19 protein-coding genes are annotated in these 22,628 nt (G+C 65.4%); 8 read left to right on the forward strand and 11 right to left on the reverse strand.

The genetic code is table 11. The features are described 5' to 3' along the window. Nucleotides 1-249 precede the first annotated feature (249 nt). From B8W69_RS11820 to B8W69_RS11835, 4 genes are read left to right on the forward strand one after another with little or no spacing between them, the layout of a single operon-like run. The gene (locus tag B8W69_RS11820) at nt 250-2,403 is read left to right on the forward strand and encodes a thiamine pyrophosphate-binding protein (RefSeq protein ID WP_110881906.1); all 2,154 of its coding nucleotides are present in this window, start codon (nt 250-252) and stop codon (nt 2,401-2,403) included. Nucleotides 2,404-2,453: 50 nt separating this feature from the next. Then, complete coding sequence (locus tag B8W69_RS11825; RefSeq protein WP_085289997.1) at nt 2,454-3,665, forward strand: CaiB/BaiF CoA transferase family protein; 1,212 nt, start codon at nt 2,454-2,456, stop codon at nt 3,663-3,665. Between the two features lie 20 nt (nt 3,666-3,685). After that, nucleotides 3,686-4,582 carry a hydroxymethylglutaryl-CoA lyase gene (locus tag B8W69_RS11830; protein WP_245843220.1) on the forward strand — a complete coding sequence of 299 codons (897 nt, stop codon included), beginning with the start codon at nt 3,686-3,688 and terminating at the stop codon, nt 4,580-4,582. Between the two features lie 25 nt (nt 4,583-4,607). Next, entirely contained in the window at nt 4,608-5,648 is a 1,041-nt protein-coding gene (locus B8W69_RS11835) for an adenylate/guanylate cyclase domain-containing protein (protein WP_085289999.1), read from the forward strand. Between the two features lie 105 nt (nt 5,649-5,753). Here B8W69_RS11835 and B8W69_RS11840 read toward each other — a convergent pair whose 3' ends face one another. The 3 genes from B8W69_RS11840 to B8W69_RS11850 all read right to left on the reverse strand — a co-directional run bounded on the left by B8W69_RS11840 (nt 5,754) and on the right by B8W69_RS11850 (nt 8,614). After that, entirely contained in the window at nt 5,754-6,644 is an 891-nt protein-coding gene (locus B8W69_RS11840; protein ID WP_085290000.1) for a hypothetical protein, read from the reverse strand. A 444-nt stretch (nt 6,645-7,088) separates the two neighbouring features. Further along, a complete protein-coding gene (locus B8W69_RS11845; protein ID WP_085290001.1) occupies nt 7,089-7,748 on the reverse strand; it encodes an NUDIX hydrolase in 660 nt (219 codons plus the stop codon). Next, on the reverse strand, nt 7,745-8,614 hold the full coding sequence (locus B8W69_RS11850; protein ID WP_085290002.1) for an SDR family oxidoreductase: 870 nt from the start codon (nt 8,612-8,614) through the stop codon (nt 7,745-7,747). Before B8W69_RS11850 ends, B8W69_RS11845 begins: the two co-directional genes overlap by 4 nt. A 343-nt stretch (nt 8,615-8,957) precedes the next feature. Here B8W69_RS11850 and B8W69_RS11855 point away from each other — a divergent pair, with 343 nt between their 5' ends. Further along, entirely contained in the window at nt 8,958-9,620 is a 663-nt protein-coding gene (locus B8W69_RS11855) for a TetR/AcrR family transcriptional regulator (RefSeq protein WP_245843222.1), read from the forward strand. A gap of 955 nt (nt 9,621-10,575) precedes the next feature. Here the strand turns inward: B8W69_RS11855 and B8W69_RS11870 are convergent. Together B8W69_RS11870 and B8W69_RS11875 are read right to left on the reverse strand one after the other, a co-directional pair. Then, nucleotides 10,576-10,962 carry a hypothetical protein gene (locus B8W69_RS11870; protein ID WP_085290006.1) on the reverse strand — a complete coding sequence of 129 codons (387 nt, stop codon included), beginning with the start codon at nt 10,960-10,962 and terminating at the stop codon, nt 10,576-10,578. A 46-nt stretch (nt 10,963-11,008) separates the two neighbouring features. Next, on the reverse strand, nt 11,009-12,544 hold the full coding sequence (locus B8W69_RS11875; RefSeq protein ID WP_085290007.1) for a glycoside hydrolase family 183 protein: 1,536 nt from the start codon (nt 12,542-12,544) through the stop codon (nt 11,009-11,011). An 800-nt stretch (nt 12,545-13,344) separates the two neighbouring features. Here B8W69_RS11875 and B8W69_RS11880 point away from each other — a divergent pair. From B8W69_RS11880 to B8W69_RS11890, 3 genes are read left to right on the forward strand one after another with little or no spacing between them, the layout of a single operon-like run. Continuing rightward, on the forward strand, nt 13,345-14,571 hold the full coding sequence (locus B8W69_RS11880; protein WP_085290008.1) for an acetyl-CoA acetyltransferase: 1,227 nt from the start codon (nt 13,345-13,347) through the stop codon (nt 14,569-14,571). A 2-nt stretch (nt 14,572-14,573) separates the two neighbouring features. Next, entirely contained in the window at nt 14,574-16,088 is a 1,515-nt protein-coding gene (locus B8W69_RS11885; protein WP_085290009.1) for a carotenoid oxygenase family protein, read from the forward strand. Continuing rightward, nucleotides 16,088-16,570, forward strand: a complete 483-nt coding sequence (locus tag B8W69_RS11890) for a VOC family protein (protein ID WP_085290010.1) — start codon at nt 16,088-16,090, stop codon at nt 16,568-16,570. Before B8W69_RS11885 ends, B8W69_RS11890 begins: the two co-directional genes overlap by 1 nt. A 4-nt stretch (nt 16,571-16,574) precedes the next feature. Here B8W69_RS11890 and B8W69_RS11895 read toward each other — a convergent pair whose 3' ends face one another. The 6 genes from B8W69_RS11895 to B8W69_RS11920 form a co-directional block, all read right to left on the reverse strand. Continuing rightward, nucleotides 16,575-17,009 carry a hypothetical protein gene (locus tag B8W69_RS11895; protein WP_085290011.1) on the reverse strand — a complete coding sequence of 145 codons (435 nt, stop codon included), beginning with the start codon at nt 17,007-17,009 and terminating at the stop codon, nt 16,575-16,577. Between the two features lie 46 nt (nt 17,010-17,055). Continuing rightward, nucleotides 17,056-17,826 carry a VOC family protein gene (locus tag B8W69_RS11900; protein WP_085290057.1) on the reverse strand — a complete coding sequence of 257 codons (771 nt, stop codon included), beginning with the start codon at nt 17,824-17,826 and terminating at the stop codon, nt 17,056-17,058. An 88-nt stretch (nt 17,827-17,914) separates the two neighbouring features. Next, complete coding sequence (locus B8W69_RS11905; protein WP_085290012.1) at nt 17,915-18,388, reverse strand: type II toxin-antitoxin system Rv0910 family toxin; 474 nt, start codon at nt 18,386-18,388, stop codon at nt 17,915-17,917. A gap of 2 nt (nt 18,389-18,390) precedes the next feature. Beyond that, a complete protein-coding gene (locus B8W69_RS11910; RefSeq protein ID WP_085290013.1) occupies nt 18,391-18,576 on the reverse strand; it encodes an antitoxin in 186 nt (61 codons plus the stop codon). 66 nt (nt 18,577-18,642) lie between these two features. Then, on the reverse strand, nt 18,643-21,024 hold the full coding sequence (locus B8W69_RS11915) for a cation-translocating P-type ATPase (protein ID WP_085290014.1): 2,382 nt from the start codon (nt 21,022-21,024) through the stop codon (nt 18,643-18,645). After that, nucleotides 21,021-22,604 (reverse strand): serine hydrolase, encoded by a 1,584-nt coding sequence (locus tag B8W69_RS11920; protein WP_085290015.1) that lies wholly within the window; start codon nt 22,602-22,604, stop codon nt 21,021-21,023. The genes B8W69_RS11915 and B8W69_RS11920 overlap by 4 nt, the downstream gene beginning before the upstream one ends. Nucleotides 22,605-22,628 lie beyond the last annotated feature (24 nt).

The raw sequence follows: 22,628 nt of genomic DNA on the forward strand, positions 1-22,628 counted from the left end.
ATCCACTCCCGGCGTCGGCTGCCGGGCGCATCGCCTCGCACGTCCGCCTGAACTTGCCCTACTTGCCCGCCAGGAGTGCCCGTGACAACTGCTCAGGTTGATGACCACACGACATCAACAACCGAACCCCTTCAGCGGATCGCCGGCCACGTGCGGTGGCTGGCAACTGCGATCGTCCATCACGCGAACCACGTTCGGGCAAACCCCAGCGGCCTGAAGGTCGGCGGGCATCAGAGTTCATCCGCGTCGATGGTCGAGATAATGACCGCGCTCTACTTTGAGGAACTCAGAGAAGGTGATCGGGTCTCGGTCAAGCCGCACGCGTCGCCGGTCCTGCACGCGATCAACTACCTGTTGGGTTGGCTCGATGAGAAGTACCTGACCACGCTGCGCGATTTCGGTGGGCTGCAAAGCTATCCCAGCCGATCGAAGGATCCTGATCCCGTCGACTATTCGACGGGATCAGTCGGCATCGGCGCCACCGCACCAATCTGGGGGGCCTTCGCGCGCCGCTACGTCGATGCGAACTTCGGCGACACCGGCGCTGGCCGCCAGTATTCGCTCGTCGGAGACGCCGAACTGGACGAGGGTGCGGTCTGGGAAGCCATTCTGGATCCCTCTGTTCAAGAGCTGGGCGAAATCGTCTGGATCGTCGACATGAATCGTCAATCGCTGGACCGCGTCGTTCCCAACATAGCCGCCGGCAGACTGGCCACGATGTTCGACGCCGCTGGTTGGCAGGTCATCGATGTCAAATTCGGTGCGCTGCTAGAAGAATTGTTCACCCGCCCGGGCGGTGCCGAGCTGAGAAGCCGCATCGTCGAGATGGCCAACCCCGAATACCAGCGCTTGCTACGCTGTCCGGCTGACGAGCTGCGCACCCGACTGCCGGGTGACGGCGCCGGCTCGGCGGCGATCGCGCAACTTATCAGCACCCTCGACGACGAGACCGTCGTCGCGGCCATCAGCAACCTCGGTGGGCACGACCTCACGGCCTTGCGGAATGCATTCGCACAGATCGACGACACTCGCCCCACGATCATCATCGCCTACACGATCAAAGGGTTCGGCCTTCCCACTCAGGGACATCCGCAGAATCACTCGTCGCTACTGAGCGTGGAGCAGTTCGGGCAACTCGCGGCCGCCACCGGCCAGGATGCTGCTCACCCATGGTCAAGGTTTGCATCCGACACTCTAGAGGGCCAGATCTGCGAGGCCGCCGCTCAGCGGTTACGCCGCTCGATCGGCAAGCGCAATTCGCCGCCGGCACTGCCCGTAGAGATCGGACGTACTCCGCTAGCCATCACCACCACCCAGGCGGCGCTGGGGCGTACTCTGCTCGACCTGACCCGCGAGGCCCCCGAGGCCGCCCGCCGGGTCGTCACCGTCAGCCCCGACGTCAGCTCCAGCACCAATCTGGCCGGCTGGTTGAACAAAGTCGGTGTGTGGTCGGCGGCCGAGCGGCTCGATTGGTTCGCCGACGACGCGGAAACCATCATGCATTGGCGCGAAAGACCGACCGGCCAACACATGGAGCTCGGCATCGCTGAGACGAATCTCGTCGGACTCATCGGCGAACTCGGCGCCACTTGGAGCCGTTGGGGAGAGCCGCTATTGCCAATCGGTGTCGTGTACGACCCGTTCGTGGAACGCGCGCTCGAGCCATGGTCCTACGGCATTTACGCCGGTGGGCAATCTATTCTCGTTGGCACACCCTCCGGTGTGACGTTGGCCGCCGAAGGTGGCGCACACCAGTCGATCAAGACACCATCGATCGGTTTGGAGCAACCGGGCTGCCAGAGCTACGAGCCGGCTTTCGCCATCGAGGTCGAGTGGATGTTGTTGCACGCCCTGTCTCGATTGGGGCGCCCCGACGGCGAATCCGCCTACTTGCGCCTCTCGACGCGTCCGGTCAAGCAGGAGCTCGCCGATTTACCAACCGACCCGGCCGCGCGGGAACGTCGCCGCCAGCATGTCCTGGCGGGCGCATACACCATTCGAGCCTGCTCCAGCCCGCAGGCGACGATCGTGGCAATGGGTGCCGTCGTGACCGAAGCCCTTGACGCCGCAACCCGATTGGAACAACTCGGGGTGCACTGCGAGGTCATCGTCGTCACGTGCCCAAGTCGGCTTTTCGAAGCCGTTCAGGCCCGACGAGGTCTTGCCGATGCGCCCTCGTGGATCGTCGACCAGGTGTTCCCGGCGCAACGCGCCGCACCTATGGTGACCGTTCTCGACGGGCACCCCCACACGTTGGCATTCTTGTCGACGATCAACCGGGTGACGACAAAATCGTTGGGAGTCAGCAGGTTTGGACAGGTCGGGTCTCTGGACGCCGTGTACCGCTACCACGGCATCGATACCGACAGCATCGTCCGGGCAGCTCTGGACCTTCAGGACTGACCGGAACCAACCTGCGCAGTCGCCCGACCACACACCCCACAGAAGGAACGATGACCGAGAATCTCACGGGTCCGCTCGCCGGGATACGCGTCCTCGAACTCGGCAATTTCATCGCGGCGCCCACCGCCGGTCGGATCCTCGCCGATTTCGGCGCCGACGTCATCAAAGTCGAGCGGCCTGGAGTCGGAGACGAACTGCGTCGATGGCGGTTACACGCAGGGTCGACGTCACTGCTGTTTCGCACCCTTGGCCGCAACAAGCGCAGCATCACCCTGGATGTCGGGACGCCGCAAGGCAAGCAGGTCGCGCTGCGGCTGATCGAGAAATCCGATGTGATCCTCGAGAATTTCCGGCCGGGCACGCTCGAGAAATGGGGCCTTGGACCCAGCGAGATCAAACAAAAGAATCCCCAAGCCGTCCTTGTCCGCATCTCGGGCTATGGGCAAACCGGACCGTACCGCGACAGGCCTGGATTCGGTGGCGTCGCTGAAGCCATCGGCGGCCTGCGCCATGTCGTCGGTTACCCTGATCGCCCACCAGTGCGGGTAGGCATCAGCCTTGCCGACACCGTCTCCGGCCTCTACGCGGTGATCGGCGCGTTGATGGGCTTACTGCAACGAGGCCGCGAGCCCAGCGGCGAAGTTGTCGATGTTGCGCTCTATGAAGCCGTGTACTCGCTGATGGAGTCGCTGGTGCCCGACCACGACGCCTTCGGTATCCGTCGCATGCCAGAGGGAGCCGGCCTACCCGGCATCTCTCCGTCGAACACCTTCGCCTGTGCCGATGGCAGATACGTGGTCATCAGCGGTAACGGCGACGCCATCTTCAAGCGGTTGATGAACACCATCGGACGCCCCGACCTCGCGGAGAACCCAGAGCTTTCGGACAACGCCGGGCGGGTCGCCCACAATCAGGAATTGGAGGACGCGATCGCAGGCTGGGCTGCGACCCTGCCGTCCGACCAGATCCTCGCTGAACTCGAAAGGGCCGCAGTACCTTCCGGCCCGATATATCAAGCCAGCGACATCCTTGCCGACCCGCACTTCGCTGACCGGGGGATGCTGGAAACACACTGCGTCGATATCGGGCATGATCGCCCGCAGCCGGTCGTGTTCCCAGGCATCGTGCCGGCGCTGCAGAACCGCCCCGGCGCCACGCGATGGCTAGGACCGGAACTGGGAGCGCACACCAGCGAAGTTCTCCGCGAACTGGGCTTCGACACCGAAGCCGAAAATGAGTTGCGCCAACAAGGAGTGATATAGCGATGCCTGCAGACGACACAGTGGTGGTCACCGAGGTCTCGTTGCGTGACGGCTTGCAGATCGAGCCCGTGATCGTTCCCACCGACAAGAAGGTGGCCTTCGCTCATCGACTCGTCGATGCCGGCTTCACACAGCTCGAAGTCGGTGCCTTCGTCAATGCGGCCAAAGTACCGGCCATGGCCGACTCCGCGGAGGTGGTCCACCAGCTCGGCGACCTTCCGGTGGCCCTGCATGCGCTGGTGTTCAACCTGAAAGGCGCCCAGCGTGCCATCGCCAGCGGATGCCGCAACGTGCGATTCGTCGTGTCGGCCAGCGACGGGCACAGCCATGCCAACGCGGGAGTCGCGACCTCTGATGCACTCGACCGCGTCGACGAAGCCGCAGAATTGTTGCGCGACAACGATGTACACCTCGAAGCCACCATCGCAACCGCTTTTGTCTGTCCCTTCGACGGCGACACCGCGGTCGAACGGGTGTTGTGGGTCGCTGAGCGACTTATGCGTACCGGCATCGATGTCTTGCATCTCGCCGACACGATCGGCGCGGCGTCACCCGGCGATATCAGACGCACGATCAGTGCCGTCAGCGCTGAGTACACCGATGTGCCACTGGGACTGCACCTGCACAACACCTACGGCATGGCGGCCGCCAATGTCTGGGAGGGGCTACAACTGGGAATCCGAAGGTTCGATGCCGCGCTCGGCGGTCTTGGTGGCTGCCCCTTCGCACCAGGAGCCGCCGGCAACATCGGCGCCGATGATTTGGTGCACTTCCTACATCGCGAAGGTTTCGTTACCGGCGTTCAGCCAGACCGCCTGGCGGAAGCGCGCGAGGAACTGACCCAATTGATTGGGCACCCGCTCGATTCGTCCCTCGCTCGTGCCGACAAGCCACCGGCCATGCTGCGGATCGCCTGACGGCTAGCGACGTGTAGGCCGGCCAGTGTCTGACGGTGTAGGAGCAGAACCAGCGGATACCGGGCCCCGCGGTGCCAGCGGTGCACGCCACACCGAGCTCCTGACGGATGCGATCTTGGGCGCGCAGCGGGAGTTCACCAGTCACGAGATCGCCTCCGCAGCAGACGTTCCGGTGTACCGAGCCCGGCGTTTCTGGCGCGCGCTCGGGTTGGCGAACCCCGAGGACGGTGGCGCAGAATTCACCTCTGCCGACGGCGATGCGCTACGGCGGCTACTCCTTCTCATTTCCGACGGCATCGTCGACGAGAGCCACGCACTGCACATAACCCGATCACTGGGTGGGTCAACGGCACGGGTAGCGCGCGCATTCGTCGAGGCGATGCTCGATCCGCTCGCGCCCGACGTGGATGGGGCTGAACGCACATTCGCCGTCGGCGCTGAGGAACTCATCCGTGCGCTGAGCGACATGGAGAGCCTTCTGGTCTACAGCTGGCGACGACAGGTCACCGCAGCGCTGCCGGTGCTTCAACGGCGCGGTCCACGCAGCAGCATCGCCGTCGGATTTGCAGACCTGGTTTCCTTTACGCACCTCAGTCGCCAACTCTCCGATCGCGAACTCACCAGTCTCGTCACACAATTCGAGGAGCGAACAGGCAACCTCATCACCGCCTACGGCGGACGGATAGTGAAGTCGATCGGTGACGAAGTCTTTTTTGCCGCCGACTCCCCTGCCGTCGCGGCCACCATCGCGCACCGGATAGCCGAAAACGTCAAGCGGCGCCGTATCCCCGGAATACGGATTGGACTCGAATACGGGCCCGTCATCACCCACGGCGGGGATCTATTCGGTGACACAGTGAATCTTGCGAGTCGGCTCACCGCAATGTGCGCGCCGAACCAAATCGTGGTCGGCCCAGCATTAGCGGCCGCCTTGGCGCCGGTATCAGGCTTCGAGATCGAGCCGCTGCCGGCTACCGACGTGAAGGGCTTCGGCCGCATAATGCCGGGGGTGCTGAGGGCATGCGGCCGTGAGTCAGGCCGGGACGCGACGACCGTGGTGCTGTAGCAGGTTTCCCGAGTTCAACTCATCACGCATCTGCGGCAAAGCCCTTCCCCGGCGGCGCATTCCGGAAGACACCAACCGCGCCGACGCCACGCTGGGCGGCTCTCTTCACGCACGAGAGTTGGCCTGCGGCCAAGCGGCTACTGCCGTCAGGTTCCCTTCGTCAATGGAGCCACCCAGGGCCGCTTTGAGCAACCCGAACTTGGATCTGACATGCACCTCGTCGTCGGCGCGCCCAACGACGAAAGACAGCGCCCACACGAAGGTCAAGGCCAATCCCAAAGTGACCAGCCAGGCCGCATGGGTCATCCACAGTGGCGCGTTGCGGTTGAGCGCCGTCCACACCGGCCATGCCGCCGCACCATTGCCGATCCCGTCAGCCATGGGTATGAAGGCGATGACGAGCGCCAATCTCCAACCCGGCAGGTGTGGACGCAAACGATAGATCAGACTCCCGGCGGTCAGTGGCATGAGCGGATTTACGCACACCCACCACAGTGGAAGTCCCCAGAAATTCAATGGCTGCGGTCCGTAGTATTCGTAGGCCCCCATGAGGACTCCCGGACTTTCGAGCCAGATATTGATGAAGACGTCGATCAGATAGATCGCGAAGACCATCCGGCGGGTGATTCCCACGCTGAAGATTCGGTAGGCAAGGTAGGCCAGTCCGCCGACGTACCAGATGTAGACGAAGTTGATGAACAGCGGGAAGTCTCTGCCCATTGAGAAAAACGTCGTCGTGGCTGCCCCCTGCCGGATGTAGCAAAGACCGAGAGTGTCGACGATCGGCTCGAACAGACAAGCGATCCCGCCGCCGACCAGACAGTACGTCAGTAACGGCCCGCGTCCGTTCAGCAGGTGTTTGATGGCGAAAAAACAGCCGATCAGGACTGGCACCCCCAGAAAAATCGTGAACAACACCTCGGGCAGAAAGGGCATCGGAGTCTTCGGGTGCACGGGGACGGGGTGCGCGGCCAGGATCAGGTAACGGGGGGTCATTCTCTCTCCATCGCCCGTCGATGCGTGTGGATGCTCGATCAGGAGTCACGTGGCCCTCGGCGGGCTGTTCGGGGCACCAACCGCACTCCGCCGGCTCAGCATAACGCCCGACTGAACGTATTTTCAAGCCTGAACTGCAATTCATAACGCTGGCCGTCGCCGCGGTAGTACGCCGAGTTCGGAGTGCTGGACGCAGACGCCACCCGACACACAGCAGCCCCGATAGAGAAGGTTTCTAATATGAAATAAACCTTCAGACCTGAGTCCCGGCGCGATTGCGCCAACAACTCAATGCGCAGAAAATCGGCGAAAGCCGCTGCGATGGAGGATGATCGGCAGGACGTCAGGATGAAGTGAGTTCCCAGCAACCGCGCACCATGCATGTGGTCTTCCGCGAGCGGACTCAGGCCCAAAGTGGCCGGATCGCCAACTTCGGCCAGGTGGTCACGGCTCGATCCGCGGCTCTACGATGGCCGCCACTCGGGTGGCGCGCCCACGCAGTACCACTTCCGCGAATTGATAGAGCACCGCTCCGGTAGCAGCGTGGATGACGATACCGAGCAGCGGGAACTCGATCAACCGCATCGCGGTCTCGGGATCTTGTGGAAATCGCGGCGTCACCAGCAGATCGGCCAGCGGTACGAAGTACGCGTTAGCGACCTCGTCAGGGTTGGGTTGAACCGTTGGGTGACCGTCCGCCCAGCACACGATGGTGCTCATGAGATACCCGGAGCGCGTCACGTAATCATCGAGTCGCCCCAGCACATCCTGACGCTGCAACACGATCCCCGTCTCTTCGGCGAGTTCGCGTAGCCCGGTGGCAATTACGTCCTCCCCCGGCTCAGATCGCCCGCCCGGCAGCGCGTACTGGCCAGGATCACGACGCAATCCCGGTGCTCGCTCAATGACCCAGATACCGAATTCGTCGCCATGACGGTGAACGACGATCACCACGGTCGCCCGGCGCAGCCCGTCGCCGCCGAGCACCCGATACGAGAAGCGTTGCAGCGCAGCGACGATGGCATCACGTACCAAGCCCGAAGGCACCGTTCCCACTTCCGGGCCTGCGCCGTTGACCGCGGCGTCGGTCGATGGGTCAATCACGGCGTATTCACCGGCGGACCGTATTCTCGTGCGACCACGTCTTCGATTGTCGCCGGGGGCCGTCCTAGGAGTTGGGTCAGCACGAACGGGTTGCCGCGAAATCCGTGCCGGTCGTAATGGGCGTAGGTGGATATCATGTCCGCGGCCGCTCGCGGGTCTTCAGCCGCTCGGGGTGGCAGCGGGCCGCTGGCGACCGGAACTGTGCACGCCTGCAGATCCTTTCCGCACGCCCGGCCGAGCGCTTCGACCGCCCGGCGCATCGTCACAGCCGGGCCGGCTAGCTCGTAGCTGGCATAATCGTGTGCGCCAAGCTCGAGCAATGTCCGCAAGGCCACAGCGGCCCAGTCATCGAGATCGATGATCGAAATGTCGGCGTCGATGTCGAACGGAATCCTCACGGTGTTGCCCTGCGTCGAGCCGAACAAGGCCAGCGCCACTTGCGCATACATCGACGGCTGCAAGATGGTCCAGCTCAGAGAGCTGGCGCGCAGCACCGCTTCCACACTGGCCTTGCGCTGGTGGTTGCGCAGGAAGGGCGTATTGGCGTGCAGCACCGAGTGATAAACAAACCGCTCCACGCCCGCGGCTTCGGCTGCGTGAATGGCGTTGATGAGATATTGGTCCTCACGAGGATGCAAGGCAGGCGGGATTGCATACACCACGGAGGCATTCGCCATGGCCGAAGCCAAGGTCGAAGGTTGGCCCAGGTTCGCGACGATCGGGGCAGGCGCTCCGGCCTCGACCAAGCGGGTCGTCCCCACTTCGCTGTGGCTGACAACGCGATAGTTGGCTCGCGCGGTATTTAGAGCGCGAACCAAACGGAGACCAGCCGCGCCGGCTGCACCGATGAGAACGATCTCGCTCACCGCACTCCATTCCCCGCTCGGCGACGCGAATTGCTGCGCTGGCGACTCTGCAACCGCCCACGCGGAAATCGCACGGCGGCGAGCGGTGGACCCGGTCCCTGATTGGGTCGTTGACGGGCTTGAAGGGTAACCGCTGCCCCACAGCGTGGTCAACGAGCTGGTCAGGAATTAATCATACGCGTAAGCTGCTGATGAACCTGCTGGGTTCCGCATTCGGTAGATCCAGCGCGAGGAGATCGGGGAGACGGTGGGACCCTCCGACGGCGCTAGGCCGGCGCGTCTCAAGCGGCAACGCTCAGAAGAGAATTCATCGAGTCTGCGTAGGGATCTCGTTGAGAACCGAATGTATGCCACTGCAACCGAATTGTTCGCACAGCGCGGTTTTGCCGGAACCAGCTTGCAGGACATCGCCGACGCAATGGGTATCACCAGACCTGCGCTCTACTACTACGTCAAGAGCAAGGACGATCTGCTGGCTCGACTCATCGCCGAGATCACTGCAGGCAATACCGCGCAGATCTGCGAAGTCGCAGAAGATGCCACCCTGGACCCGGTCGCAAAGCTCTCGCGGATCGCCGAGATCATGGCGCTCAACCGAGCACTGCAACCGTCGCGGTTCGTCTTGCTTGCGCGCTCCGAAGCGGCTCTTCCGACCGACCTGGCCACGATCCACGAAACAACCAAGCGCACAATGCTGCACACTCTCATCGGCGTGATCCGTGACGGCGTCGACACTCGCCACTTTCGCTATGTGGAGCCGCGGTTGGCGGCGTTGCAGATCATCGGCATGTGCAACTGGGTCGCATGGTGGTTTCACGAGGAGGACGCGTCAAGCGCCGAGATCGTCGCTGCCGACATCGCCGATCTCGTCGTTGCGGGTCTGGCGCAGTCAGGCGAACGAGCGCCGGCCGCGAGCGGGCCCCGCGCGGCGCTGGACTTGCTGCGCCGCGACCTGGACTATCTCGAACACCTCATCGGTGACTCCGAACAGCCCGAGGCGATGTAGCGTTTCCGTGCCTCCTCATCATTCCCGAAATGGCCTGGTTAGCTTGGCATTTGAAGCGGGCACAGACCTCGTTCAATCCGCAGCAGCTGCGGGCCTCACCACAACGCCCCGAGAGGCTGATGAAACGAAGCGCGGCGCTACAGAAGTTGATCCCTGCCACCTCATCCGTCGCCGATCTCCAGCCATGGCCGAGCCCCGGTACTGTTTCACCGACGAATTCAAGCCGATGACGGCTCAGAGCCCTTCGTGGACCTTGCCAGACGATTCCATGCCGCGGCCCCCGGCGGCCACGCCAAGGCTGGTCGAGACGGTCGGTGAACTCGGCGCTGCGTGGTTCACCGAGGTGTTATGCGGGAGCGGTACTTTGCAACCGGCCAGACGGTAACGGCTGCGGATGTCCAATTGATCGGTACCGGACAGGTTGATATGTCGGACTTGTTTCGACAGTTCGGAATCTTGGCCCGACAAGAGTGCAATGACGTCGATGCCAGTGACTGCTTCCGCCAGGCGTTCGACGTCGCGGAGCGGATGGGCGACGGCGGCGAGCCCTGGACGGCCTTCGTCGGAGAGAACGATTCAGATCCCACAAAAGTGCGGAGCAGAGGACTAGCATCTATACCGTGCATGTGAGGGAAGAAACGTAGCGCCCGTCGCTCCGTAGGGCATGAATCGAGCCTGCGATGCGGAAGCTGGTCGCGACACTGATGGCCGTTGGGGCCGTGATGCTCAGCGGGGCTGTCGCCCGCGCCGAGAACCGGCAGCCGCCTCCTCCTCCCGCCCCCTCGTTCTACGCACCGAAGTGCCTGAGTTTCGACCCGAACCCACCGGCGCACTGGAACTGGCTGCCCTGCGGATGGACAACGGACGGCAAGCGGTGGTTTCCGCCGCGGCCGTAGCCGATACCCCCTGACGCAGACCGGCGACGACGGCCGCGCGAAAAACCCTCAGGCGCTGGCTAACTCGCTTTGAGGTGCCCGCCTCCCCGGCAGCTAACGCCGCAGACGCCCGCATCCCCCCGGGCGTCTGCTAGCGAAAGTGCCTGGTCGATCGGAACACCACTGCAATCGAGGCCGTTGACCACGAGGCCCAGGCTGATCGCGCCGTCGGCACGGGTGCCTTCGATGCATACCTCGATGTCTCGGAGCCCCGGCCTGCCCGCGGTCCAGAAGTCCGGCCGGTGGCCGTCGAACACCGTGTGGGCGTCCGCACCTTCCACGTCCTCCCGCGAGGATAGCTCTCGTGCCGACGACACCGGCACATCGTCGGGCAAGGCCGCCGCCGCGAGAGGAGTGAGCGGGTCCGCGAGGCCGCAACAATCGTCGTGATACTTCAAGGCGATCATCGTCGCCCTCCTCTCACTGGGCCATCGTTGTTCGACGGCAACGGCTCTACGGCAGCACGGTGTGCATCAGCATCACGTCGTATGCCGACCACAACGACAGGTTGAAGTACAGGTCTCGTCCGGACGACCAGGGGTGGATCATCGGCGCATAGATACCGCCGGGCATCTGGAAAGAGGACACCAGCGGTTGCTCGGGACTCCATGGCCCTTGCGGCGTCGGTGCGGTCCTGGCCACGACGTCGTTGCTGCCGCCGTCGGTGTAGAGCACCAGGTATTGCTTGAGATAACTGTTGTACTGAGCCGACATTTCGCCGACCGGCCCCGGGAAAATCGGTGTCGCCGCGCCGGGATTGTTCGCCACCCAGTGGCCGCCGTTGTCGCCGTTCCAGTACTGGTACTTGGTCAGGTCGGGCAGTTGATTCGGTGGGACGCGCGAGAGGAATGCCGCGCCGCCGCGTCCCGACGGGGTGCCGAACTGGTAGAGGTAGCCGTCGTTCCCCTTCATGAACGCGCCCATCTGGAAGTTTTCATTCCCCGGCGTAAACCCGGCTCCCGGAATGGCATCCGGTGAGGCAGTGCGAATGGTGGTCGGGAAGATCCCCCAGTTCTGGCCATTGTCGTTGGACCGGGCGATCGCCGAGTAGTTCGTCGACCATTCGCCGTCACGGCCCCACTGGCGGATGGACATGTAGCTCATGTACTGGGTTCTGCCCATGGACATCGCCGCGGTCGGGATGATGCCCGTCTCGTGCGCCGCCTTGTGGATGGTGTTGACGACCTGCTTGGAAAGTCCGGGCGCCCACACCGGCGAGCCAGAATATCTGTCGTTCGGCACACCGTCGGCGATGTGAATCCCCTTGGACAGATCGTGGTCGTTGCTGCGGAACAGGGTGTTGTAGCGCCATTGCTGGCCGTGCACCTTGCAATAGCCGAAGGTGTCCCCGAAGGCCATCAGTACCTGGCGATTACCGGGATCGCCGTTGTCCCAGGCGATCCCGAGGTCGGTGCCGGAGATGCTGAAACGTTGCAGGGTCTTGTTGGGGCCGTTCGGTCCGGTCACCCAGTCGACGAGCGATGTCGGAGCCCCCGCTATCGAAGGGGGCGGCGGTCCCGGCTCGGGTTGCGGCTGTGGTTGTGGCCGCGGCATCGGCGCGGCGTTCGGGCGCAGCTGGTTGGCGTTCGGCGGCACCGGGACGCCGGGCGCGGGAGGATTGGGCCCGGGCGGCAACACCTCGGCTTGCGGGTACATCGGCGCGGACGGGTCGGGCCCCTCGGCTCGCGGGTGCACCGGTGCGGAGTACTGCCGGCCCGGCGCGGCCGGCTTGAGCAATGACGAGATCAGCGGACCCAGCCGCGGTAGCGGCGCCTGGTCATTCGTGTGCGAGGGTCTGCGCCCGGTTGGCGGCTGGACGACCGGCTGAGGTGCGGGCATGGCCGGCGGCGCGGCGGGAGGATCGACGTTCGCTTCGGGCGCCCCGCACGGTGTGGCGTTTGCAATTGGCGCGGGCCCGATCACGAGGACGAATCCGATAGCGGCCGCCGACGCCATCGATAGCGACACACTTCGCAGGAACGCCGACATGTAGCACCTTTCGAGGGGTAGGACACCGCGTTGACGTCCTCTAGCTGGCCCATGTGACGATAGTGATTTACGGGGCGGATGTGACCAGTGATGAGCTGATAGGTATCCATCCGTGACCGTGTCGCAACGCAGCGATCCCCGCCGTCAGCGCACCCTCGGGGTGATTAGCTCACCGCTCATATGGGCAGCTGGAAAGCGTTGTCAGCTTTGCCGCAGCCGCGGCCACACTGGACCACCCGGCTCCCGGCACGGTGCCAGGATGGACTCCGGAACCGTCCCACCGGGGCCTGGTGCCCGTACGCCTGAAGCCGGCTTGTCGCTACGACGCGGGCACCGCTTCACCCGATCCCGCGGCAGCGGCGCGGGGGCTGCGGGGTGCCGGCGGAAGCGACATCGACTTTGCTGGGGGCCGCCGGACCGCCGCCGAAGAGCGGCGCGACCCGCCGATCCCCATTCGGTACGGGCGCACCACATTGCCGCAGCTCAGCCTTGCGCGCGAGGGCACCGTCGAGCACTCTGTTGCACACACGCAAAACGAGATTCGTCATTCGCCCCGCGCAACGCGAAAGACATGTCACACTCAAACAGATTGGGTCAGCATGTTTGTCGACCGTCATCGGTGGCAATGATCCAACAGAGGCGAGTGCGTCGGCCGGCCTTCGCGCCCGTCTAGGTCCCGTCGGTTCAGCCCGAGAGCCGACGGGGCCGCCCTTTTTGGGCCCTTTCGCCGACCTACGCCGGTCGCACTCCGGTCGCCAATAGGCCTCAACAACCCCGCGGTGCGGGAGTACCGTCGGCGTATGGATCGGTCGCCCGGCGTATGGATTCTCGGCGGTTACCAAAGCGATTTCGCTCGCAACCTGACCAGAGAGGGCCGCGACTTCGCCGCGCTGACGGCCGAGGTCGTCGACGCCACACTGATCGCCGCCAGGATCGATGCGGGAGACATCGGGGTGGTGCACGTCGGCAACGCCTTCGGCGAGATGTTCGCGCGGCAGGGTCACCTCGGGGCGATGCCGGCCACGGTATGCGACGGCCTCTGGGATACCCCGGCCTCGCGGCACGAAGCGGCGTGCGCGTCCGGCAGCGTGGCGGCGCTGTCGGCGATGGCGGACCTGCGCTCGGGCGCGTACGACAGCGCGCTGGTGGTGGGCGTCGAGCTGGAGAAGACCGTCCCCGGCGACACCGCCGCGCAGCATCTGGGCGCCGCCGCGTGGACCGGTCACGAGGGGGCCGACGCGCGCTACCTGTGGCCGTCCATGTTCACCCAAGTGGCCGAGGAATACGACCGGCGGTATGGCCTGGACGACGCGCACCTGCGCGCCATCGCCCGGCTGAACTTCGCCAACGCGCGGCGCAACCCCAACGCCCAGACCCGCGAATGGAGCGTCCCCGATCCGATCACCGACGACGACGCGACCAACCCGATCACCGAAGGCCGGTTACGCAGATTCGACTGCAGCCAAATGACCGACGGCGGTGCGGGATTGGTGCTTGTCAACGACGCCTATCTGCGCGAGCACCCCGATGCGCGCCCGATCGGGCGCATCGACGGCTGGGGTCATACCACCGTCGGGCTGGGCCTGCAGCAGAAATTGGACCGCGCCGACGGCGACCCCTATGTCCTGCCCCACGTGCGGGCCGCGGTGCTCGACGCGCTGCGTCGCGCGCAGCGCGGCCTCGACGACGTCGACGGATTCGAAGTCCATGACTGTTTCACCCCCAGCGAGTACCTGGCGATCGACCACATCGGGCTGGCCGGCCCGGGCGAATCGTGGAAGGCCATCGAGAACGGTGAGATCGAGATCGGCGGCCGGCTGCCGATCAACCCCAGCGGCGGACTGATCGGTGGCGGACATCCGGTCGGAGCGTCCGGCGTGCGGATGCTGCTCGACGCGGCCAAGCAGGTCAGCGACGCCGCAGGCGAGTATCAGGTCGAAGGAGCCCAGACCTTCGGCACCCTGAATTTCGGCGGGAGCACCGCCACCACAGTGAGTTTCGTCGTCAGCGGCACCGAAGGCGTGTGACCATGGATGTTGAGATTGTCGGCAAATTCCTGTCCACCTTGCCCGAAGATGACGACCACCCCTACCGCACCGGACCGTGGCGTCCCCAGACCACCGAGTGGGACGCCGACGACCTGATCGCCGTCGAGGGTGGGATTCCCCGCGACCTGGACGGCGTCTACCTGCGCAACACCGAGAACCCGCTGCACCCGGCGTTGAAGACCTATCACCCGTTCGACGGCGACGGCATGGTGCACGTGGTCGGCTTCCGCGACGGAAAGGCCTTCTACCGCAACCGGTTTATCCGCACCGCCGGCTTCCTTGCCGAGAACGAGGCGGGCGAGCCGCTGTGGCCGGGTCTGGCCGAGCCCGTGCAGCTGGCTCGGCGCGAGCAGGGCTGGGGCGCACGCACGAAGATGAAGGACGCGTCGAGCACGGACGTCATCGTCCACCGCGGTGTCGCACTGACCAGCTTCTATCAGTGCGGCGACCTGTACCGGATCGACCCGTACTCGGCCGGCACGCTGGGCAAGGAATCCTGGAACGGCGGATTCCCGGCCGAATGGGGCGTGTCCGCACATCCCAAGGTAGACAACAGAACCGGTGAACTGTTGTTCTTCAACTACAGCAAGCAAGAGCCGTACATGCACTATGGCGTGGTCGACGAGCGCAGCGAGCTCGCGCACTACGTCGACATCCCGCTGCCCGGGCCGCGTCTCCCCCACGACATGGCATTCACCGAAAACTACGCCATCCTCAACGATTTCCCGCTGTTCTGGGATCCCCAACTGCTCGAACACGACGTGCACCTGCCACGCTTCTATCCCGACCTCCCGTCGCGCTTCGCGGTGATCCCCCGCCGCGGCGGCACCGCGGACATTCGCTGGTTCGAGGCCGAACCCACGTTCGTGCTGCACTTCACCAACGCCTACGAGGATGGCGACGAGATCGTGCTCGACGGGTTCTTCGAAGGCGATCCGTCCCCGCTCGATACCGGTGGAACGAAGTGGGAGAAGCTGTTTCGTTTCCTGGCCCTGGATCGCCTGCAGGCCCGGCTGCACCGCTGGCGCTTCAACCTGGTCACCGGCGCGGTGCGAGAAGAGCGGCTCTCGGAGTCCATCACCGAGTTCGGCACCATCAACCCCGAGCACGCCGGCGGCGCCTACCGCTATACCTATGCCGCCACCGGCAAGCCCGGCTGGTTTCTGTTCGACGGCCTGGTCAAACACGACCTGCGCACCGGGAGCGAGGAGGGGTTCTCGTTCGGTGACGGCGTCTACGGCAGCGAGACCGCGATGGCTCCACGCGTGGGTGCCACCGGTGAGGACGACGGCTACCTGGTCACCCTCACCACCGATATGAACGCCGACGCCTCCTACTGCCTGGTGTTCGAAGCCGCCCGGATCGGCGACGGTCCGGTGTGCAAACTTCAACTGCCCGAACGTATTTCCAGCGGAACCCACTCGACGTGGGCACCCGGCGCCCAACTGCGGCGCTGGGACACCGCCGACTCGGCCGCCGCCGCGGTCGGGCTGTGATGAGCGCCGGGAAGCACCACCACACGACGCACTGGCCGCTGCAGCTGGCACCCATCGGTGCCATCCGTTTCGCGCGCCGCTCCGCGCATTTCGCTGAAACAGTGCAGTTTTATCGCGATCTCGTGGGGCTGCCACTCTACGAGACGTTCGGGGACAGCTACGGAAGCAACGGCGCGATCTTCGGGTTGCCCAGCTGGAACCTCACCATGGAAATCGTGGAGGCCGTCGACCCCGTCGCGGTGGGCCAGCACGAACAGCTGTGTCTGTACTTTCCCGACCAACAGGCACAACAAGCGGCCCTCGCGCGGCTGCGGGCGGCGGGCGTCGAGTCCGTCGAACAGCACCCCTACTGGGAGGCCACCGGCGCGGTCACCTTCCGCGACCCGGATGGACGTGAAATAGTGTTCGCGCCCTTCGTATTCGGTGTCAACGAACCCGACAACAGCGCCGCATCGGGAACGCACGAATTCCCGTCGTCCTAACCGTTCAGCGGCCGGACCGCCCGGAAGCCACCGCGGCGATGACGGCCACCAGCGAGCACGCCACCGCGCAGACCGCGGCGCCGGCGCCGACGTACAGCCCGTATTCGGCCGACACCGGAGGGTTGACGTTGAGCTTGTAGTACCACACCGTCAGCGCCACGATCAGCAGCGAAATCAGCAGCGCGGCAACCGAAGCGAGCTTCACCGACAGCCCACGGCCCATCATCGCGCCGACCACCAGCAGCGTCGAGGCCAACAGCACGATGAGCTGGCCCGCACCGAACCCCCGGGGCAATTCCAGGTTGCCGTGAGCGCCGCCGATGGCGTTGGCCCAGCCCCCGCCGTTGACGGTCGTCCGCAGCCACGGCAGCCATGCGCTGGCCGACAGCACGACGGCGAAAAACGCCACCAGCCAACCGGGGCGCAGTCGGCGAGTCATGGTAGCGAGGTTATCGTGCCCCGCCACCGGCCCGTCGGCGGACGCGCTAGGTCTGCAGCGAGGACAGGTTGAAGACCGCACCCAGGGGATCGCTCGCGGCGGCCAGCCGCCCGTACGGGGTGTCCTCGGCGCCGCGCACCACCATGCCGCCGTTGTCGGCGATCACCCGCAGCGTCTTGTCCACGTCCTCGGCGCCGAAGAAGATCACCCAGTTCGACGGGATGTCCTGCGGCAGGAGTGCGGCGCCGTCCATCACGCCGAGCAATTGCTCGTCACCGAATCGTGCCGTGCTGTAGCGGAATTCGTCGGTGTCGGACTCAGTCTCGGTCTGCCATCCCAGGACGTCGCGGTAGAAGTCGAGGGCCGCGCCGTAGCCGCGTGTGGTCAGCTGGTGCCACACCGGGGCACCCGCGGCCCCGATGAGCTCGAAGCCACGATGTTCCAGCGGCTGCCACAGCCCGAAGACCGCGCCGGCGGGGTCGGTCGCGACGGCCATGTGGCCCTTGGCGGGCACCCGCATCGCCATGCACACCGCACCACCGGCGCCGGTTACCGCGGCGACGGTGGTGTCGATGTCGGCGGTGTGGAAGTAGGTGGCCCAGTGGTCGGGCGACCCGGCTTCGGGCCGGTTGGCCATCATGCCGGCCACCGGGTGGCCGTCCTTGGCGGCGTTCACGTAGCCGCCGTACTCGGATCCGGCGGACTCGAAGGTCCAGCCGAAGACCGTGCCGTAGAACTGCTGCGCGCGGGCGACGTCGGACGTCGTCAGATCGATCCAGCATGGGGCGCCCAGCGGGGCGATGTCACGGATGGGCACGGTGACCTCCTGGTGGTGTTCTGGCCCCGAGGGAAAGGGCTTCACACTATCGACTGCCGCCCAGCCCAAAACTCATCGGCGCCGGCGATCAGCGATGAGACCCACTATCTCCGTTCGTGCTCGGGTCGGCGCGGGTGAACACCGTGACGAAGTTCTCCAGCGATTGGTCGATGTCGCCGCGCAGGGCGGCGGCGACGATCATGCCGATGGGGCCGAACAGCGCCGGGCCGCCCAGGTGCACGTCGAAGCTGACGATGGAGCCGTCATCCTTGGGCTGGATCTTGGCCATCAGCTTGACCTTGACCCCGCCGACGCCGTCGCCGTTGAGCGTCATTCCCTCGGGAGGCTTGTAGCGCACCACCGTCCATTTGATCCGGCTGTACATGCCCTTGACCTCGACGATCGACTCGACGATCGTGCCCTTTTCGATCTCGTCGGGCAGGGTGCTGCGCCACACCCGGTGGATGGTCAGCCAGTCCTTGTATCGGGACAGGTCGGAGGCGTGCTGCCAGGCCACCTCGGGTGGCAGCGGGACATCGATGGATCCGGAAAGCTTCGCCATTGCTACTGCTGGTCGCCGGTGTCCGCGGCGCCGGTGGCCTTCCTGGCCTGCTCCTGCACCTGGTGGATGGTGTCGGTGTACTTGCCCTGCGTCTTGTCGTCGACGAACTCGCCGGCCTTGTCTATCGCCATTTCGACCTTGTCGGCGTTCTGCGACAACAGGTCTTTCGCCTTGTCCAGGAATCCCATGCGCCCTCCCTTTTCCCGGCATCGTACTTGGCCGGCGAGGGCGGACTGCGGGTGAGTTCGGCGCGCTCAGCGCCACAACCGCGGTTGCACGCCGAGCACTCTGGCGCGGATCCACCACGCGGCCTCGAGGACGGCCGCACCCAGCACCCCGATGCCCAGCGCGGTCGACGTCACCGCGACATTGGACGGGTCGAGCAGGAACTCCTTGCGCGCCAGCGGCAGGCTGAAAATCACGACATAGGCCAGGCCCGAAGCGATTACCAGCGCCACCCGCCACCACTCGTAGGGGCGGGCCACCACGGCCAGCACCCACAGCGCGGTCATCAGCAACGTGATCAGGGCCGCGGCGGACGCCTGATCCTGCTGGGCGAAGGTGGCGTGGCGACCGTGGTAGGCCAGCAGGTAGGAGGCGAACGTCGCGGTGCCGACGATCAGCCCGGAGGGCAGCGCCGAGGTGAGGACCCGGCGCACGAAGCCCGAGTGGGCACGTTCGTTGTTGGGTGCCAGCGACAGGATGAACGACGGTATTCCGATGGTGAACCAGGCCGCGATGGTGACGTGGATGGGCTGGAACGGGTACAGCAGCGGATCGGCCTTCAGCGGTTTGGAGAGCAGGCATTCGATGCCCACCAGCAACGCCAACAGCACCGAGTACACCGTCTTGGTCAGGAACAGGTTGGCGACGCGTTCGATGTTGCCGATCACCCGGCGCCCCTCCCCGACGACATAGGGCAGCGTGGCGAACCTGTTGTCCAGCAGGACGATCTGCGCGACCGCGCGCGCCGCCGGGCTGCCGGCGCCCATCGCGACACCGATGTCGGCGTCCTTGAGGGCCAGCACATCGTTGACGCCGTCGCCGGTCATCGCGACGGTGTGCCCGTGCGATTGCAGGGCGTGGACCATGGCGCGTTTCTGGTCCGGCCGCACCCGCCCGAAGGTGGTGTGGGTGTCCAGCGCGTCGGCCAATTGCGCGGGCTCGGAGGGTAATTGGCGCGCGTCCATCGTGTCCCCGCGCAGCCCGAGCTTGCCCGCGACGGCACCGACCGAGACCGCGTTGTCACCGGACAGCACCTTGACCGAAACGCCTTGTTCGGCAAAGTATTCCAGCGTCTCGCGCGCGTCCGGACGCACCTTCTGTTCGAGGACCACCAGCGCGACGGGGGTGACGCGGCCCGGCGCGTCGGGGTGGTCGACGGCGACGTCCCCGGCGCCGACCAGTAGCACCCGCAACCCCTGCGCCCCGATCCGTTCGGCCTGTTCGGCCGCCGCCGACCCCGGCTCGAGCAACACGTCCGGCGCCCCCATCACCCAGTTGCCGTGGCCGTCGAAGGAGACGCCGCTCCATTTGTTGGCCGACTTGAAAGGCGCTGTCGCCGTGGCGGTCCAGCCGGGCGGTTCGTGGTAGGTCTCGGCGATGGCCCGCATGCTCGCGTTGGGTCGCGGGTCGGCGGCGGCCAACGAGGCCAGCACGTCGGCGATCTCCTCCGCCGGCGGGTCGAGTTCGTCCACGGTCGCTACCCGCATGCCGCTTTCGGTCAGGGTGCCCGTCTTGTCCGCGCAGACCACGTCGATGCGCGCGAGCCCCTCGATGGCGGGCAGCTCCTGCACCAGGCACCGGCGCTGACCGAGCCGGACCACGCCGACCGCGAAGGCGACCGATGTCAGCAGCACCAGCCCTTCGGGGACCATCGGCACCAGTGCCCCGACCGTCCGCAGCACGGCCTGCCGCCAGTCGGCGCGCGTGGTGAACAGCTGGGTGTAGATGGTGAGCAGGCCAGCGGGCACCAACAGGTAGGTGATGAACTGCAGGATGCGGTTAATACCGTTGCGCAGTTCGGATTTCACCAGGGTGAACTTGCTGGCCTCCTCGGCGAGCTTGGTGGCGTAGGCGTCCGGCCCGACCTTGGTGGCGCAGTAGGCGCCGCTGCCCGCGACCACGAAACTGCCCGACATCACCGCGTCGCCGAGGGTCTTGGCGATCGGGTCGGCCTCACCGGTCAGCAGCGACTCGTCGACTTCCAGGTTCGCCTCTTCGAGGATCTCGCCGTCAACGACGACCTGATCGCCGGGGCCCAGCTCGATGATGTCGTCGAGCACCACCTCGCCGGGCGGCACCGCCCGGGTTCCGGATTGCCTGCGCACCAACGGTTTCGCTTGCCCCACGATGGCGAGCTTGTCCAGCGTCTGCTTGGCCCGGATCTCCTGGACCATGCCGACGACACTGTTGGCGATGATCAACAGCCCGAACATCCCGTTGATCACCGAACCCGTCGCGAGCACGATCAGCAGCAGCACCCCCAGGATCGCGTTGATCCGGGTGAAGACGTTGGCCCGGACGATAGCGGTGATGCTGCGCGTGGCGCGATCCCGTACCGCGTTGCTCTTGCCGTCGGCCACGCGCTGAGCGACGTCGGCGTCGGTCAGGCCGGCGGCGGGAGCGAGCGTCATCGGGTGAAGGTTCCCAGCTTGTTCGAGTCGTAATACTCCAGGTTCAGCGTATTGCCCGCGAAGACGGCCTTGGAAATCGTTCCGGGTGGCGCGTTTTCGTCGGCCAGCGTGAAGGTGAAGGTGTCGCCGTCCCAGTGCGTGAGGGTGGCCGTCCGGTTTTTCGGCCCCATCGCGAGTTGCAACGCGCCGTCGTGTTCGGTCACCACGGCCGGTCCCCAGTAGTCGCCGGCGTAGCTGCCGGCGTAGTCGCCGAGCGGTCGGGCCGGGGCGGGGTTGGCCGGAGGCTGCTTGCCGATCAGCGAGCCCACCGGGTTGTTCAGCCAGCCGATCGCCTTCTTGTACAAGGGACCCCAGTCCTCGCGGATCTGACCGTACTGGACGAGATCCATGAATTCGGCGGTCAGCGTTTCCGGGATGCCGTAGGGCGCTGCATTGGTCAGCGCGATGATGCCCAAATCCTCTGACGGCAGCACCACGAAATTGGTCGCCGCACCCAAATCGAAAGCGCCGGAATGGCTGTACTCGGTGCGCCCCGAGGAATCCACCGAGGAGTTGAAGCCGTATCCGTAAAATCCGGTGCGCGCCAGCGGTGTTTTGGCGGGCGACGACACCGTCTGCGGGCTGGTGGCGGGCAGCAAGGCTTCCGGCGACGTGATCCGCCGGCCGTTGTAGGTTCCGTTACCCAGCAACATCAACAGCCAGCGCGCCATGTCGTTCACCGATGAACTCACGCCGCCCGCCGGCGACTGGGGATCGGGGTCACGCTGAAAACGGGCCTGCCACTTGTCGTCGATCTTCATGTGGTTGACCGCGTGGTTGGGCCGGACGATGAAGTCGGCGAACCGCGAACTGGTCGACGTCATTCCCAGCGGGCGGTAGAGCACCTCGTCGGACAGGTCCTCCCATGGCTTGCCCGCGGCCGCCGCCACCGCCTCGGCGCCTGCGGTAATCCCATAGTTGGTGTAGGCGTAGCTGATTCGGAACGGATCCAACGGCAGGTACTTGAGCCGTTCGAGCGTTTGCCGGCGGTCGTAACCCAGGTCTTCCAGCTTGTCACCGGCGTGGTCCGGCAGCCCGGAGCGATGCGAATACAGGTCGCCGACGGTCACATGGCTAGTGACGTAAGGATCGCTCAGCGTGAACCACGGGAGCTTGGACGCGACGGGCGTGTCCCAGCCGATGACGCTGTCGCCGACCTCGTGCGCGATTACCGTCGCGCCAACGGATTTGGACACCGAGGCCAACTGGAAGACGGTGTCGGCGTCCACCCTGTTGTCCTGACCCTGCCCCTTGCTCACGTCCTTGATGCCGAAGCCTTTGGCGTACAACACCTTCCCGCCGTGCACAATGGCCACCGCCATCCCCGGGATGCCGCTGCTTTTCATCAGGTCGTTGACCAGACCGTCGACCTTGGCGACGGCCTCATCGATGCGGCCGGCGGGTATCGACACGCCGGAGACCTGGTTGGGCGGAACGTCAGACAGCGTGGACGGCGGACCGGCTGTCGGCTGCGCGGAGCCGCAGCCCGCCAACCCGAGCAGTGTCGCGGCGAATGCGGCCGCGGTCGCACGTGTGGTCATGCGCGAACCCTAACGCGGTGCCAT

This window comes from Mycolicibacterium vulneris (genome assembly GCF_002104765.1).
Taxonomy (GTDB): domain Bacteria; phylum Actinomycetota; class Actinomycetes; order Mycobacteriales; family Mycobacteriaceae; genus Mycobacterium; species Mycobacterium vulneris.